This is a genomic window from Ruegeria sp. G2, assembly GCF_056533505.1.
In genome coordinates this window covers 115,364-130,171 of sequence record NZ_JBQFON010000007.1, presented here as the reverse complement: position 1 = coordinate 130,171, position 14,808 = coordinate 115,364, and the positions used below count along the sequence as shown (strand labels likewise).

14 protein-coding genes and 1 tRNA gene are annotated in these 14,808 nt (G+C 55.0%); 5 read left to right on the top strand and 10 right to left on the bottom strand.

What is annotated here, in order from left to right; translation table 11 throughout:
* The first annotated feature begins 163 nt into the window (after positions 1-163).
* The gene (locus tag ACR0DU_RS14220) at positions 164-751 is read left to right on the top strand and encodes a TetR/AcrR family transcriptional regulator (protein ID WP_480875447.1); all 588 of its coding nucleotides are present in this window, start codon (positions 164-166) and stop codon (positions 749-751) included.
* A 51-nt stretch (positions 752-802) separates the two neighbouring features.
* Here ACR0DU_RS14220 and ACR0DU_RS14215 read toward each other — a convergent pair whose 3' ends face one another.
* Entirely contained in the window at positions 803-2,614 is a 1,812-nt protein-coding gene (locus ACR0DU_RS14215; RefSeq protein WP_480875444.1) for a BCCT family transporter, read from the bottom strand.
* A 300-nt stretch (positions 2,615-2,914) separates the two neighbouring features.
* The gene (locus tag ACR0DU_RS14210) at positions 2,915-4,510 is read right to left on the bottom strand and encodes a GMC family oxidoreductase (protein ID WP_480875442.1); all 1,596 of its coding nucleotides are present in this window, start codon (positions 4,508-4,510) and stop codon (positions 2,915-2,917) included.
* Positions 4,511-4,619: 109 nt separating this feature from the next.
* Here ACR0DU_RS14210 and ACR0DU_RS14205 point away from each other — a divergent pair, with 109 nt between their 5' ends.
* The 4 genes from ACR0DU_RS14205 (at position 4,620) to ACR0DU_RS14190 (ending at position 8,738) form a co-directional block, all read left to right on the top strand.
* Positions 4,620-5,858: a TRAP transporter substrate-binding protein gene (locus ACR0DU_RS14205; RefSeq protein ID WP_480875440.1), complete on the top strand. Its 1,239-nt coding sequence runs from the start codon at positions 4,620-4,622 to the stop codon at positions 5,856-5,858.
* A gap of 65 nt (positions 5,859-5,923) precedes the next feature.
* Positions 5,924-6,589 carry a TRAP transporter small permease gene (locus tag ACR0DU_RS14200; protein ID WP_319546399.1) on the top strand — a complete coding sequence of 222 codons (666 nt, stop codon included), beginning with the start codon at positions 5,924-5,926 and terminating at the stop codon, positions 6,587-6,589.
* Positions 6,589-7,947 (top strand): TRAP transporter large permease, encoded by a 1,359-nt coding sequence (locus ACR0DU_RS14195; RefSeq protein WP_480875438.1) that lies wholly within the window; start codon positions 6,589-6,591, stop codon positions 7,945-7,947. Before ACR0DU_RS14200 ends, ACR0DU_RS14195 begins: the two co-directional genes overlap by 1 nt.
* An 11-nt stretch (positions 7,948-7,958) precedes the next feature.
* Complete coding sequence (locus tag ACR0DU_RS14190; protein ID WP_010437487.1) at positions 7,959-8,738, top strand: IclR family transcriptional regulator; 780 nt, start codon at positions 7,959-7,961, stop codon at positions 8,736-8,738.
* Between the two features lie 421 nt (positions 8,739-9,159).
* Here the strand turns inward: ACR0DU_RS14190 and ACR0DU_RS14185 are convergent.
* The 8 genes from ACR0DU_RS14185 to ACR0DU_RS14150 form a co-directional block, all read right to left on the bottom strand.
* A tRNA-Phe gene (locus ACR0DU_RS14185) sits at positions 9,160-9,234 on the bottom strand.
* Between the two features lie 79 nt (positions 9,235-9,313).
* Positions 9,314-9,496, bottom strand: a complete 183-nt coding sequence (locus ACR0DU_RS14180; RefSeq protein WP_170475659.1) for a DNA gyrase inhibitor YacG — start codon at positions 9,494-9,496, stop codon at positions 9,314-9,316.
* Positions 9,493-10,515, bottom strand: coding sequence for a ribonuclease E/G (locus ACR0DU_RS14175; RefSeq protein WP_480875437.1), 1,023 nt, complete (start codon positions 10,513-10,515; stop codon positions 9,493-9,495). The genes ACR0DU_RS14180 and ACR0DU_RS14175 overlap by 4 nt, the downstream gene beginning before the upstream one ends.
* Positions 10,512-11,090, bottom strand: a complete 579-nt coding sequence (locus ACR0DU_RS14170) for a Maf family protein (protein WP_260024565.1) — start codon at positions 11,088-11,090, stop codon at positions 10,512-10,514. Before ACR0DU_RS14170 ends, ACR0DU_RS14175 begins: the two co-directional genes overlap by 4 nt.
* A 10-nt stretch (positions 11,091-11,100) precedes the next feature.
* The gene (gene infA / locus ACR0DU_RS14165; protein ID WP_005978431.1) at positions 11,101-11,319 is read right to left on the bottom strand and encodes a translation initiation factor IF-1; all 219 of its coding nucleotides are present in this window, start codon (positions 11,317-11,319) and stop codon (positions 11,101-11,103) included.
* Between the two features lie 90 nt (positions 11,320-11,409).
* Positions 11,410-12,285: a carbon-nitrogen hydrolase family protein gene (locus ACR0DU_RS14160; protein WP_260024567.1), complete on the bottom strand. Its 876-nt coding sequence runs from the start codon at positions 12,283-12,285 to the stop codon at positions 11,410-11,412.
* Between the two features lie 292 nt (positions 12,286-12,577).
* Complete coding sequence (locus tag ACR0DU_RS14155) at positions 12,578-12,922, bottom strand: DUF427 domain-containing protein (protein ID WP_010437523.1); 345 nt, start codon at positions 12,920-12,922, stop codon at positions 12,578-12,580.
* Between the two features lie 63 nt (positions 12,923-12,985).
* Positions 12,986-14,776: an aminopeptidase P family protein gene (locus tag ACR0DU_RS14150; protein WP_480875434.1), complete on the bottom strand. Its 1,791-nt coding sequence runs from the start codon at positions 14,774-14,776 to the stop codon at positions 12,986-12,988.
* Between the last annotated feature and the right edge of the window lie 32 nt (positions 14,777-14,808).

Here is a 14,808-nt window from a genome sequence, read left to right as displayed (position 1 = left end):
TTATGTAACATATATCACAAAATGAACAAACATTCATTCAATGTCAATCCTTGAACCTCTGCTCTGTTAAGTGCGAAAAGGTCAAGAAAGAGCACCCCAGCGAAGGACAAGCAAAATTACTCTCGATCCCGATACCCCAGCCAACGCACGGGAACTCAGCAGGTTGCAGAACCGAAATCAGCTGATCCAATCGGCTGCGGACGCCATCTATAAATACGGAATTCGCGGCACAACCGCGGCAAGAATCCAGGAGTTGTCGGGATTGTCGCAAGGGATGGTAAACCTACACTTTGGTTCCAAGGAAAAGCTGCTGCTTGCGGTGGCTGAGGATCTATCAGTCCGCTACGCGGGGCAGTGGAAGGCCATTGCATTCAATCCAGAGTTAGCCCCCGCAGACAAACTAATCGCTATCATAAAGGCAGATTTCGACCCCTTGGTCCTTAATGCAAGGGACGTCTCGATCTGGTTTTCCTTTCGGGCTGAGGCGCTCTCGAACCCACACATATTTCCTTTCATCGACTCGCGAGACAAAGGTTTCCGCGCGGTGATCCTGGAGCTGTTGGAGCAAATAAAGGTCGAAGGCGAGTACGATGACGTAGACGCCAAACTTGCAACAGACGCGTTGGTTGCTTTGTTGGAAGGACTTTGGACCGATTACCATTTGCACTCAGAGATCTTCGAACCCTCGGAGGCTTTGAAGATTTGCCTGTTTGTGCTGCAGTCAGTGTTTCCTAGACACTTTTGTACTTAGTCGATCCGCGGGTGAAGGTGACCTAAGTGAATAGGAACTAACCATGGGCAATCACGAACCCGTCCGTGTTTCATGGTTCAATCGGCGCAAGTCGTTGATCATTGCTTTGGCTAAAGAGATGCACATGAGCAGCAAAACGACGCTAAACGGCAATGCCCCGATGATCATCGAATTGGTCAATGCCTCTAATCCGCCGCCGCCAGCGATAAGCAGAGCTCCAATTACAAGGGTCAGAAGAACGCCCCAGAGGATGCGATGAAGCAGGCCGGTGTCTTCAGACCCACCGGACATGATCGTGTTCATCACAAGGATGCCTGAGTCGGCAGATGTAACAAGAAATGTCATGGTTAACAGCACACACATGATGCTCACGATTGTTAGAAAGTTGCCCGATACCATTTCCCCCAAAGTGGCGAACAGGGTTGCCGTCGTTGATGCGTCGAGGATAGATCCATTTGCATTCCCATTTAGTTCCAAATCGATGGCGGTCCCGCCCAGAAGGGCCATCCATGCGAAACAAACGAGGGACGGTGCAATGACCGCCCCAAGTATGAATTCTCGCACGGTTCGCCCCCTGGAGATACGCGCTAAGAAGAGACCCACAAAAGGTGAAAACGCGATCCACCAGGCCCAATAAAATGTAGTCCATCCGGCCTGCCATCCAAACAACCTACCTCGTGTGCCCGCGTCATAAACTGCAGTCTTGGTCGCATCAGAAAGACCGGCTGTATCGCTGGTCAAACCCTCAAGAAAGGTTGCTTTTGTTCCCCATGGATCAGTTGCACCCGCAAAAAGCTCGCCGACAAAGGGCGCCGCCTCTGCAGGCAATACGGAGGCAAAATCGACTTCGGAAACCGGTCGAAAAGCTTGGAAACTCAGAGGGACAAAGTTTTTGATATAGTCAACCAGCGCTGTAGCATAGGTTTTCGCTGCAAACGCGAATGAGCCAAAAACAATGAATACCGCCAGCAATACTAGTGAAAAGAGAAGATTAACATTTGACAAGTATTTGACACCACGCCCCACGCCAGAGACGGCAGACAGTGTCGACATCATCATAACAACGATCAACGCCGCAATCAGGCCGGCGGTCGACGGGAACACTTTGGTTGCTTCTTTTTCCACAAGCCACTTCGCACCGGTAATTAGAAACGCACCATCCACCAATTGAGAAACGCCATAACCGATCGTTACCGCCACGCCGAGTATTGTCGCAACGACGCCGAGTATATCGATCACATGGCCTGCAATACCGTTTGAGTATTCTCCGAGCAATGGGGTCAGTGCGGTGCGGATTGTTAGCGGCATGCCTCTTGTAAACGCGTAATAGGCAAGGCTAAGGCCAGTGACGACGTAAATTGCCCAGGCGTGAAATCCGGTGTGCAAAAAAGTATAGCGGTAGGCTCCTTCAATCGCGTCCTCGCTTTTGGGTGTGACTTCCCCGGAAACAGTCAATGGATTGGTTTCCCAAAGGCCAAGTGGTTCAGCGGTTGCGTAGACCATTAAGCCCACGCCTAGACCCGCCCCAAACATCATCGAAAACCAAGAGAAGTTCGAAAATTCGGGTTTCTCATCTTCTAAACCCAGCTTCACTCGGCCAGTTGAAGGAATGAGCGCGATAAGGAAAAGGAAAAGCACAAATAATCCAACGGAAAGGTTGTAGAATGTATTGAACTCAGACAGCACTCCTGACTTCCAAGATCGCAGTGTATCGTTTGCTGATAGTGGCCAAACCAGCGCCCAGAGAACGAGCAGCGAAACCGAGAGTTTGCTTACCAGCGCAATCGGCAGGCTATACCCTTTGTAAAAGCCAGTCCGCTGAGTCCTTATTTTGAGGTCTGTGAAAGGTTCTTCAAGCGCCATGTTTTCCTGGTCTTACATAAATAGACAGCTTTGCACGCCGCGCTGCCAGTCGCTGGGTTCCAGACTAGTTTACTTTCTGCCAGAATAGGACTGAAGCTGCGGAAGCGATAGCTGAGTGGAAAATCTTTGGGTCGCAACTGGCAAAACCTGTGCGGTTATGAAAAATTGAATGACTCAATATCGAAGGCTTAGCCATCGTTCAAAGTCGACCAATTCAAGCCCGGTATTGCGTGCGCACCGGAATATGGTTGGCAGTAGAATTCGCAGATCTAATTGGCGTTCAGACCGCGGCGCAATGTGTCAAGCATCCGAGATTATTAGATCGCTTGCCTTTTCGCCGATCATGATCGCAGGCGCATTGGTGTTGCCACTGACGATTTCCGGCATGATCGAACAATCTGCCACCCGTAGGTTAGCTATGCCGTGGACTTTCAGTTTCGCGTCCACTACAGATTTCTCTGATTGTCCCATCGCGCAGGTGCCGGTGGGGTGATAGATTGAGGTGGAGTTTGATCTGGCCCAATCCAGTGTGCCTTCGTAATCGTCGATGCTAAGTTCTGCCGTAGGTCGAAACTCCTCTGAAATCTTCGAGGCGAGAGGATTCTGTTTAGCAATTCTGCGCGCGATGTTCACACCGTCGACGATGGTTCGGCAATCTGTTTCCGTAGAAAGGTAGTTCGGAATGATTTTAACATGTTTGGACGGATCCGGACCGTTCAGGCGCAGCTCACCTCGACTTTCCGGGCGCAGCTGACAGACCGACATCGTGAAGGCAGAAAACGGATGCACACCTTCACCAGGGCTGTCGGCGGACCAGGGTTGCACGTGGAACTGAATGTCCGGCGTTTCAACATCGGGCCGGGTTTTCATGAATCCTGTGGCTAGGCTTGCAGCCATGGTCATTGGACCTGCGCGGAACAACGCATATTTCAACGCGATGCGGGCTTGATTGAGCAGGCTGCGGACTTCATCATTCAGTGTTGGTTCATTGCATTTGAACACAAGTCGTGCCTGCAAGTGATCCTGCAAACCCTTGCCGACGCCAGGCAGGACATGAAGCGGTTCTATTCCATTTTCTTTGAGATGGTCCGCGTCTCCGATCCCCGACAACATCAGGATCTGGGGCGAATTGATCGCGCCGCCAGACAGGATGATCTCACGCCGGACCTTCAGAGTTTGCTCAACCCCCGACCTGTCCCGGTAAACCAACCCAGTCGCCTTTTTCCCGTCCAAAACCACGCGTGTCACCAAAGCTTTGGTGATGATGTTCAAATTCTGACGATTTCGAATAGGTTTGAGATATGCCACAGCCGCGCTGCAGCGACGGCCGTTGCGGGTGGTTAATTGAAAATAACCCACGCCTTCTTGTTCAGCGCCATTATAGTCGGGGTTGTACGGGTAGCCTGCGGCCTGTGCTGCCGCTACCCAAGCGTCGCAGATTGGGCGTTGAATGCGCATGTTTGACACCGACAAAGGCCCACCAACGCCGTGAAACTCATCTTCACCGCGTTCTTGATCTTCGCAGCGTTTGAACAGGGGCAAGACATCGTCCCACCCCCAACCTTCGTTGCCCATTTGCCGCCAGCGGTCGTAATCTTCTTTCTGGCCACGTACATAAAGCAACCCGTTCAGCGAGGAGGAGCCGCCCAGCACTTTGCCTCGTGGCCAGTCGATGGACCGGCCATTCAGGCCTGGGTCGGGCTCGGTCCGATAACACCAATCGACCGACGGATTATGCATCGTTTTGAAATAACCGACAGGGATGTGAATCCACGGGTTCGTATCGCGACCGCCGGCTTCAAGAAGTGCGACCGATGTATTGGGATCAGCACTTAGTCGATTAGCAATGACACAGCCCGAAGACCCCGCGCCGACAACCGCATAATCCACCTCCATGACCGCCTCCTTCCAACGTCGCTGAAAAAAACTCTATGCAAGATGTAAGAATTATACTAGTCTTTTTTGATACAAAACGTCTCAATAATTGCGATCAGGGAGGTAAGCAATGGAGATTGGTAAGAAACTAAGTGGCATTTCCCGGCGAGATTTTTTTCGCGTGGCCGGGCGTTATGGCATGAGTTCGACACTGCTGGCAGCAGGCGGGTTTGGTGGTGCGATGAGCTTGGCGAATCTCGCGCAAGCTGCCGAATCCACCTATGAAAAGCGCTTTTCGAAGGAGCCGAAGCACACGTTGAAATTTGGTGCTTCAGGTTTCAACACCCGCAATCTGCTAATCGAGCGCGCCGGCGCGATCGAATTCGCTCGGGATCTGGAAGAACGCACTGATGGTGAGATTCGGATCGAGTTCATCGGCGACAATCAGATCTGTGGTCAGCTGAGCTGCGTGGAAAAAACCCAACAGGGTATCGTCGACATTTACGCGGCCTCGACCCAGAACTCAGCAGGTGGCGCACCCTACCTGAACGTGCTGGACTATGCTTACATGTTCCCTAGCCGGGCAGCGCAATATCACTTCTTTTATAGTCCCGCGAGTCAGCGCATCCTGCGTGATCCGTTGGAGAAACGTCATGGTCTGAAGTTCCTGTTCACGCACTGCGAATTGCGCGGCCTGCAAATGGGATCGACCTTTGCCGACAAGCCGACCGTCACCAAACTGGAAGAGTTGTTTGGTACCAAGAACCGCGTGACGGGTACGCAGTTGGGCCGGATTGCAATGCAATTGCTGAATCTGAACCCAGTCCCGGTGGCTTGGGAAGAGACGCTGGATGCGCTTAAGACAGGTCTGATCGATGGGGCGGAAACCTGGGCCTCGGCCGTGGCTTACGCCAACATGGCGCCTGTGGTTTCGCAGTCGGTCAATCTGAAATTTTTCTGCGGCACTGAACATACGTCCATGTCGGCCGAGGTCTTTGACGGTCTGAGTGGAGAATTGCAAGACGCAGTTATGGAGTCTTCCTACTTCACTCAAGCGTTGATCCAGGGTGCGAATGAAGCCGCATTGCTGAATACGGTAGGCTTCTCGGAGCCGCAATTGCCGGACACTATCTTCGCCGAAAATGGCGTGCGCCCGGCATTCCTGGCTGACGATCAGATCAAGCTGGCAGAAGAGATGTGCGCCCCGAACTACAACCCAGAACCTTGGGCCCAGTGGCGCGAACGTCTGAACAAATGGGCGGGCGGTATCGATACCTATCAGGAAATCTACGACATCGCGCGCGAGATTCCGGCTGACACCCTGCCAGAAAACGTCGAACCGCGCCGTTGGTGGAAAGGCGAAGCCTGATACAAAAGACGAACCGGCCCCAAGCGGGCCGGTTCTAATACACACCGACTGGGAGGACGGAGTTCATGTCGTTTTGGGCAGACATCGGCGCGATTTTCAGCGCCTTTCTCAGCCAGGATTCGTTCGAGATTCAATCTGCACTCGAATCCGACGCCACTTGGGTGTTGGGCGCAGTAGTTTCGGCAATTGGCGGGTTCGTGATCATGCTGATTTATCGGGCAGTGCCCTTTGTCGAACGCCATCTGGAACGGTCGGTGATGGTGTATTCCTACCTCGCGATTGCGTTGATCATCTTCTGGGGCGTGATCGACCGGTTTGTGTTCAACGACCAAGAGCCGTGGTCCACCACTATTCCGCCCCTTTTGTTCATGGTGATGGCGTGGTTCGGAGCGTCCTACAACGTCCGCCTGCGCACACATCTGAGCTTTAGCGAGTTTCGCACCGCAATGCCGCGCGGTGGGCAATTGGCCTGCCTGATCCTCGATGCGGTGCTATGGTTCATCTTCGCGGTTATCGTAATCGTGACGACAACGCGACTGGTCGCGCTTTCGGCGTCCAATTTCCAGATCGTACTCGGTACTGACAATATCATGCAGTGGTGGTTCCTTCTGGCCGCGCCGCTGTCTTTCTTTCTGATGGTCGGACGCGTGTTTCAGAACCTCGCTGACGATCTGCACAACTGGAAAACAGGCGAGCCGCTGATCAAGCAGGCCGTGATCGGAGCAGACTGATGGCAGATGGAACTTTGGTTACACTGATCTCGCTTGGGGTCACGTTTCTTTTCATGCTGGGCGTACCTGTTTTTTTGGTCATCGGATATTGGGTGATCGGTTGCTCGTTCGTCCTTGGTTTGACGCTGGATAACATGGGTGCCGAACTGTTGAATGTGTTCAATAAAGGCTTTGCCCTGCTGGCGATGCCGCTCTTTATCCTGACCGGAGATTTGATCAACAAGTCCGGCATTGCCCGGAGGCTCAGCGATTTCGCCTATGCCTGTTTGGGCTGGATACGCGGGGGGTTGGCCATGGCGTCTCTGGGCGCTTGTGGACTTTTCGCCGCAATCTCTGGTTCGAACTCCGCAACGACTGCAACCATCGGGTCGATGCTTCATCCCGAGATGGTCAAAGGTGGTTATGACGAACGCTTCAGCGCGGCGACCGCTGCCGCGGGCGGAACGGTGGGGATTATCATCCCTCCGTCGATTATCTTCATCGTCTATGGCTTCCTGATGAACCTGCCGATTTCCGAGCTGTTCGTCGCGGGTATCCTTCCGGGCGCGCTGATGGTCTTTGGTATGCAATTTGCGTGCTGGATCATCTGCCGCATGAACGGTTGGGGTCATCTGATACCGCTGCAATTGAACCGGGTGCTGAAGACCGCATTTGGAGCATGGCTTGGGTTTTTCGCCATCGGCTTGGTTCTGTGGGGCATCTACACCGGCAAGTTCTCCCCGACCGAGGCAGCAGGCGTGACGGTTGGCTTTTGCGTGATCGCAGGGTTGGTTAGCTATCCGATCAACCGGATCATGGGCGCACGGAACGACATACTGCCAACCGAAAAGAGCTTTGCTGAGATGTTCGTCGTCGAAGGTTTTACGATACCTGAAATACCCTCCATCGTGATCCGCTCGGCCCAGATCACCGGCATCCTCGCGCCATTGATTGCCATTTCGGTGGTGATGCAGCAGATCTTGTCTCTGCTAGGGGCCCAGCAAACCATCGGGGATTTTGTAACCTCGATGGGCGGGTACTACGCGGTGTTGTTCACATCGATGGTGATCGTATTCTTCTCGGGCATGGTGCTGGAAAGCCTGCCTGTCACGATAATCCTGGCTCCGATCCTTGCGCCGATAGCGGCCTCTGTTGGGATTGATCCAATCCATTTCTCAGTGATTTTCCTTGTGGGGGCGTCCATTGGGTTCATCACGCCACCCTATGGGCTGAACCTCTATGTGGCTTCGGGAGTGACAGGTGTGCCCTATTTCCGGTTGCTTAGGTATACAGTACCCTATCTGGCAGCGCTTCTTTCGGTCTGGATACTAGTGTCGCTTGTGCCCGATCTGGCCTTGATCCTGCTGCCAAATAGCTAGACTGTTGCGGGATGGCTGAGACAGAAACACAAGACAAAGAAACTCAAATCCCGACCAACCTGCGCCTCCTTCTGATCCTCGAGGAGGTGGCGCGACGTGGTGTTGCGGTCAAACCCTCAGACTTGGTTGAGGCACTTGGGTTGGCCAAGCCGACCGTCCACCGCCTCCTGCATACCGCAGAAACCGAAGGCTTCCTGCAACGCGATCTTGATGGGCGTTCTTATGGCCCAGGGCGCCGGTTACGACTGCTTTCGGTCAATACCATGTCTTCAGAGCACCTGCGTACGGCCCGATTGGCAATCTTACGCAGCGTTGCAGAGGAAGTTGGTGAGACCTGCAATCTCGCCATCCCTGACCGAGAAGGTATGATCTATCTGGACCGGGTGGAAACGAAGTGGCCGCTAAGAATTCAGCTGCCTGTCGGTACACAAGTACCTTTTCACTGTACCGCAAGTGGCAAGATGTACCTGTCCACACTGCGGCAGAAAACGTTGGATGGTGTCCTTTCAGCAGGAAACCTGCAACCAAATACTGAACGTTCTCTGACTGATCCCAAAGTCTTGCGAGCAGAGATCCAAAACATCGCCGTGAATCGTTTTTCGACGGATGATGAGGAATTTATGGCTGGAATGACGGCACTTGCTGTGCCCGTTCTGGACGGGCAGGGCAGGTTGGTTGGCACACTCTCAGTTCACGCCCCAACCCAACGTCATGACGTCAACAGCCTAATGTCGTTTCTTGGAATTCTGCAAAAAGGGGCGGATGAACTTTCGGCGCTATTGAACGAGTGATTAGGGTCTGAGTTGGCACCCAAATCGCGACCAATTCTGAGCAGCAAAAACTTCAATTATCGGCTGGTTTCGGGGGATTTTGATCGAAAGCCGATGCGTGCGTGATCAAAATCCAGTGTGGACGTTTACTCAGCTTGAAAAGTTAAATTCCAGCACAATACGATCTACGCAAAAACAAGCCCGCGGCAAAATTATAGATGCCGTTCTTGGTGAACGAAAAATAACCCCGATGGGAGCGAGGTAAGAAGGATATTTTTCCGGTGGTATAGTGGTGATCGAGGTCCTTCGGGACCCGTCGTGTGAAGTAGAAGACCCCTGCTTTCACAAATGAGAAGGGAACGGTTTTGTTCTCCAGCATGTACTACGCCCTTGGTCAGCTCCAGTTAAAGCTGAAGGGAAACAGTGGCTTACCTGCTGGGAATGGTGCCCGGGGGCGGAATCGAACCACCGACACGAGGATTTTCAATCCACTGCTCTACCCCTGAGCTACCCGGGCACGGGAATGGCGTTTGCCATTGGGTGGAGGCCTTCTATGACTTGCCACAGGCAGTGTCCAGAGGCTTTTTGACATTTTTTCAATGCGGGCGTGGCGTGGGGCTTTCGGTTGGTTCCGAAGTCGTCTCGGCGTCTTCTTCACGTTGCGATGGCACCGCATAGGAGCCGTTCAGCCACTTTGCCAAATCGATATCCGCGCAGCGTTTCGAGCAGAATGGGCGAAAGGCTTGCAGCGTGTTTTCTCCGCAGATCGGGCAGCTCATTTCAGGATCTCCGTCAAAGGGATACGACCACGTTTGCGCTGAAGTTCGAAATGGCCCAGCGGTGTCCAACCGGCCAGGATTGTCTCGTCAGGATCGGACTTGAAAGCCGACCGTAAGACAGATTCGAAACCTCTCCGGTCTTTCTTGGGCATCGGTGCGAGGTCCAGGGTGATTTGACCTCCTAACCCGCGTACGCGTAGGGCGCGCGGCAGGGTTTTGGCGCAGGCGAAGTTAGCCTTGGTCCCAGCGGCCAGAGACGTGTCGGCACCGGTGTTTACATCAACCGCAACCAGGGCGCGGGTCGGTTGGATATAGAGGCGTCCCCCACCGGGCAGCGCTTCGGAAATCCCCTGTGCGGTGTCAAGCGCGTCCAGCACGCCATGGTCTTCGAAACCACCAGATGCGGTCACGACCTCGGCCGAATCCGTCCAATCGCGCCAAGCCAGGATATGTGGGCCATCGCCCTCACTGAGCAATTCGGGTTCTGTGCCTGAGTCACTTAGCACCTGCTCGGCCAGCGCAAGCATGGCCGAGATATCCTCGGCGATCTCTTCGGCCTCGGCTCCTTGGCAGCAGGAACGTAATATCAGGCCATGCGGGCAGTCGCCCATCTGTTCATGAGCAATTTCGAGCAGTTGGTCGCGCACATCTTCATCCCGAATACGGCGCGAGATGTTCAAACCGGGAGCGTCGGGTGTCACGATTGCATAGCGGCTTTTGAACAGGATGCGGTTTGTGACGGGGATGGCTTTGCCGGGTTCGGCATACCCAGTCACCTGCACCAAAAGCAGCGCGCCGGGCGCCAAACCTTTGATCTGTCTCAGAAACGCGGGACCCTCAGGGGTGGTCAGAAACATGCCGCTTTGACCTTTGACCGGGCGATCCGCACGGGCGCGGTAGATCGTGCCGGGTGCCGGGGCATCTGCGGCGATCAGAAAATCGTCGAGGACGCCGTCCACCATCAGGGCAGCAGCTTCGCGTCCCTGAATGTGATCCAGAATGATGGTACGGCCCTTCATGATGCCTCGCGATATAGGGGATAGCCGATGCCTTGCAGCAGTGCGGCAGTTTCGGACAAGGGCAGGCCGACGATACCGGTGAATGAGCCTGAAATCCATGGGATGAAAGCACCAGCAGGGCCTTGGATCGCATAGGCTCCGGCCTTGCCCTGCCAGTCATCCGTCGCAAGATAGGCATTGATTTCGGTATCTGACAGCCGCTTCACCTTGACCTGAGAAACCACGTCGCGCTGGAGAATTTTGTCGCCGCGCCGCACCGCAACCGAGGTGATCACCCGATGGCGTCGGCCGGACAGGGCGTGCAGAAATTCGGCAGCTTGGCCAGCGCCTTCGGGTTTGCCAAGAATTCGGCGGCCCAGTGCGACCGTTGTGTCGGCGCATAGGGTGATATCATCGCTATCTGCCTGAATAGCCTGCACTTTTTGCCGCGTGATGCGGCTGCAATAGGGGGCTGGCAGTTCGCCTTTCAGCGGCGTTTCATCGATATCTGGCGCACGGATCGCATCGGGTTGAACGCCAAGCTGCGCCAGCAGGTCCAACCGCCTTGGGCTGCCCGATCCGAGGATAAACGCCATGTGTCGGGCGTTACTTGAAGCGATAGTTGATCCGACCCTTGGTCAGATCATAGGGGGTCATTTCGACCTGAACTTTGTCGCCGGCCAGAACACGGATGCGGTTCTTGCGCATCTTGCCTGCCGTATGTGCGATGATCTCATGGCCGTTTTCCAGCTCGACCCGAAACGTCGCATTAGGCAGGAGTTCCTTCACGACACCGGGAAATTCGAGCGTATCTTCCTTGGCCATGTTGTCTCCATCATTACGTTGCACCTGCAGAATCTGCAGTTCGTGCGCTTAAATGAGCCTATTCCGGCCTTATTTCAAGGGCGAAGTCACCTAAAGAGGTGATATTGTGACTGAATCGACTCGGGCATCTTGCTCGGCCCAATGGGTGCGGTTCAACACACGACCGTCTGCACGGACGTTTGCGATTGCGGACAGGTCGACCTCGGCATAGGTCCAGCCGGCTGTATTCAGAGTGCCTTCGGCAAGCACACCCGTCGGCGGGAACCCGATATCGGGCGGGCCAAATACGCCACCCACGCCGGTATTCATGTCGACCGCCTCGGACCATTCATTGCCGCCAACCAATGATGACATTACCGTAACGCATTGATTCTCAAGGGCTCGGGACATGGCGCCGATCCGCACGCGCCAGTAACCGGACAGGGCTTCGGTACAGGATGGAACGAGGATTAGATCGGCCTCGCTCAGCGCGCGACCCAAGAGCGGGAACTCACTGTCATAGCAGATGAGAACGCCGATTTTACCCAAAGCGGTATCGAACAGTTTCAACGGACCACCTGGGGCGATGTCCCAGACCTCGCGTTCAAACCGTGTCATGATCTGCTTGTCCTGATGGTCGCGGCGACCATCAGGCGCGTAGAGGACTGCGCGGTTCACTGGACGGCCTGATCCGTCGATCACCGAGGCTGACGCACCCAGAATGTATGCATTGTACGTCATCGCCAAGCGGGAATGTATGTCTTGTACATCTTCCATCCGGTCGGAAACGGCGTGAATAGAACGTTCAAGATCACCTGCCACCTTGGGACCATCGAGTGTCGACAACTCCATCGCACCATACTCGGGGAACACGAGAAGATTGGAACCATGACTTACGGCTTCGGAAACCCACGCCTCAACTTTGTCTTCATATTGCGCCCAACTGTCGAGCCAATTCAGGTTGTAAGCAGCAGTTGCGATTTTCATTCATTTTCCCCGTTTCGCAGCGTGTCGGATCTCTGGGCCGCAAATTACGGCGGACCAATACAAGCATTATGTTGCTCGTTACTGATCATCAAACCTCAGGAGCCTCGAGGCCAGACCCGGACCCAAACATTCCCTACTAGATCGTTGAACCGGCCGCCAACATCCCACGAGTTGGAATATCGATACTCTGGCTATCTTTGAGTACGCCCGATCTTGGCACCAAGATAGAGTGGACAGTCAGCTTTGGTGGGCATCGAACACATCAATTGTAAAGTAGAGGCAAATTTTGAACCTAAATTCGTTCAACTTTGACCGAGTCTTCGGGATAAAACGCCAGATGGTTCTTAACTTCGGCGATGGTATCGAGTGGGTTCTCATAGCTCCACGCTGCGTTTTTAGTGACTGATGATTTGTTCACGATCGAGAAATGCGTGGCCTCCCCCTTGCCTTCGCATTGGGTCACTTTGTCGGTGCGATCCAAAAAAGCCATTGCGATATCCGCGCGCGGGAAATAGATGACCGGGTCTTTGTCACCTTCAAGCAATTCCAGCGCTGCTGTGGTTTCACCTAGAATCGCGCCGCCTGAACGCACGCTCCATTTACCCGGCGCTTTGCGAATTGTGATGGTGTCTGTCATTCCTGTTCCTTCCCTTGTCGGTTCGGGGCTTCTCCTCTGCCCAATCTATGTAACATGCTGGTGTCAAACCGGCGCAGTTGCGGCATCCAACCACAGTTGAGCGGCGTCGCCCAGCCTTGGCCGGACTTTTTCTACGACTTCGCCGTGATAGGCGTTCAGCCAGGCGCGTTCCTCGCGTGTCAGCATGTCGACCAGGATCAGACGCCGGTCGATCGGTACAAATGTCAGCGTCCGCCAGTTCAGCATGGCCCGTTCGTCATCGCCACCGGGCAGGGCGGGGGCATCCTCCACGACGACGAGGTTTTCCAGACGGATGCCAAAGGCGCCCTCGCGGTAATATCCCGGCTCGTTCGACAGGATCATTCCTGGCTCAAGCGGGATGTGGCTGACCCGTGACAGGCGTTGAGGGCCCTCGTGCACGCTGAGATAGGTGCCGACCCCATGTCCGACACCGTGGTTGAAATCCTGCCCGGCCAGCCAAAGCGGCAGCCGTGCGACGCATTCGATATCACGCCCGGCCAGACCAACAGGCCAGCGTAGCATCGACATGGCGATCATGCCTTTTAGGACACGGGTGAAGCAGGTTTTTTCCTCATCCCCCACATCACCGATCGCAATCGTGCGGGTGATATCGGTGGTGCCGTCCAGATATTGACCGCCGCTGTCCAGCACCAGCAGGTGACCATTTTCCAACCGACTGTCGGTTTCTTCGGTCACGCGGTAATGCATGATGGCCCCGTTCGGGCCGGTGCCCGCAATGGTGTCGAACGAGATATCCTGCAGGGCGTTGTCGCGGCGGCGGCTTTCTTCCAGCTTGGTGACCACTTGGGTCTCGGTCAGGGTGCCGGGTGCCTGCGCATCGAGCCAGCAGAGCAGTTCGACCACGGCTGCCGCATCGCGTAGATGCGCCTCGGCCGTGCCAGCGATTTCGGCCGGATTCTTGCACGCCTTAGGCAGGGCGCAGGGATCGCCGCCACCCACCATCCTGTCCCCCAGCGCATCCGCCACGATCTGCGGAACCGTTCCCGGATCGACCTGCACCTTGCCCTCAAGTGCCCTGACGGCTTCCAGAAACGCATCGGGTTCGTGTTGGGCTACCTGATCGCCCAGGTGCTCCTGCAACCCGGTCAGCTTGGCGGCGGCCATGAACAGATCAACGCGGCCATCGCTGTGCAGTATGGCGAACCCATGCGCCACCGGATTATACGCGATGTCCGAGCCCCGAATGTTCAGCAGCCACATGATCGAATCCGGGAGGGTGATCACAGCTGCCGCGTGCCCCGCATTCTGCAATTCGGCGGCGAGGCGTTTGATCTTGTCTTCGGCGCTTTCACCCGCAAATTCAATTGGATGCACCCTGACCGGATTCATGGGAGGGGCGGGTTGATCCGCCCAAACCCGATCCACGAGGTTATCGCAGCGCAGCAGCTCGACCCCGCTGCCCTCAAGCTCTTTCTGTGCAGATGAAATCTGGCCAGCCGCGTGAAGCCATGGGTCAAACCCGACCTTGCCGCCATTTGGTAGCTGTTCTTTCAACCATGCGCTCAGGCTGACATCGGGCCACGGGACCGGCGTGTAGTCTTCAGCGACCTGCGCTTTCACTTGCGTGCGATAGCGTCCATCAATGAAGACCCCTGCAATATCCGTGAGTGCCACACAAAATCCGGCAGACCCCGTGAATCCGGTGAGCCAGGACAGACGTTCATCCCGAGGGGCCACATATTCCCCCTGATGCGCATCTGCGCGGGGGATCAGAAAACCCTGCAAACCTTCGCGCGCCAATTCTTCGCGCAGGGCCGCCAGTCGCGGGGGGCCTTGTTCCGGGCGGGCGGTCACTTCGAAACTTTGGAACATGGGCGGCCTCTTCGGGTGGATTTGAATGCGGT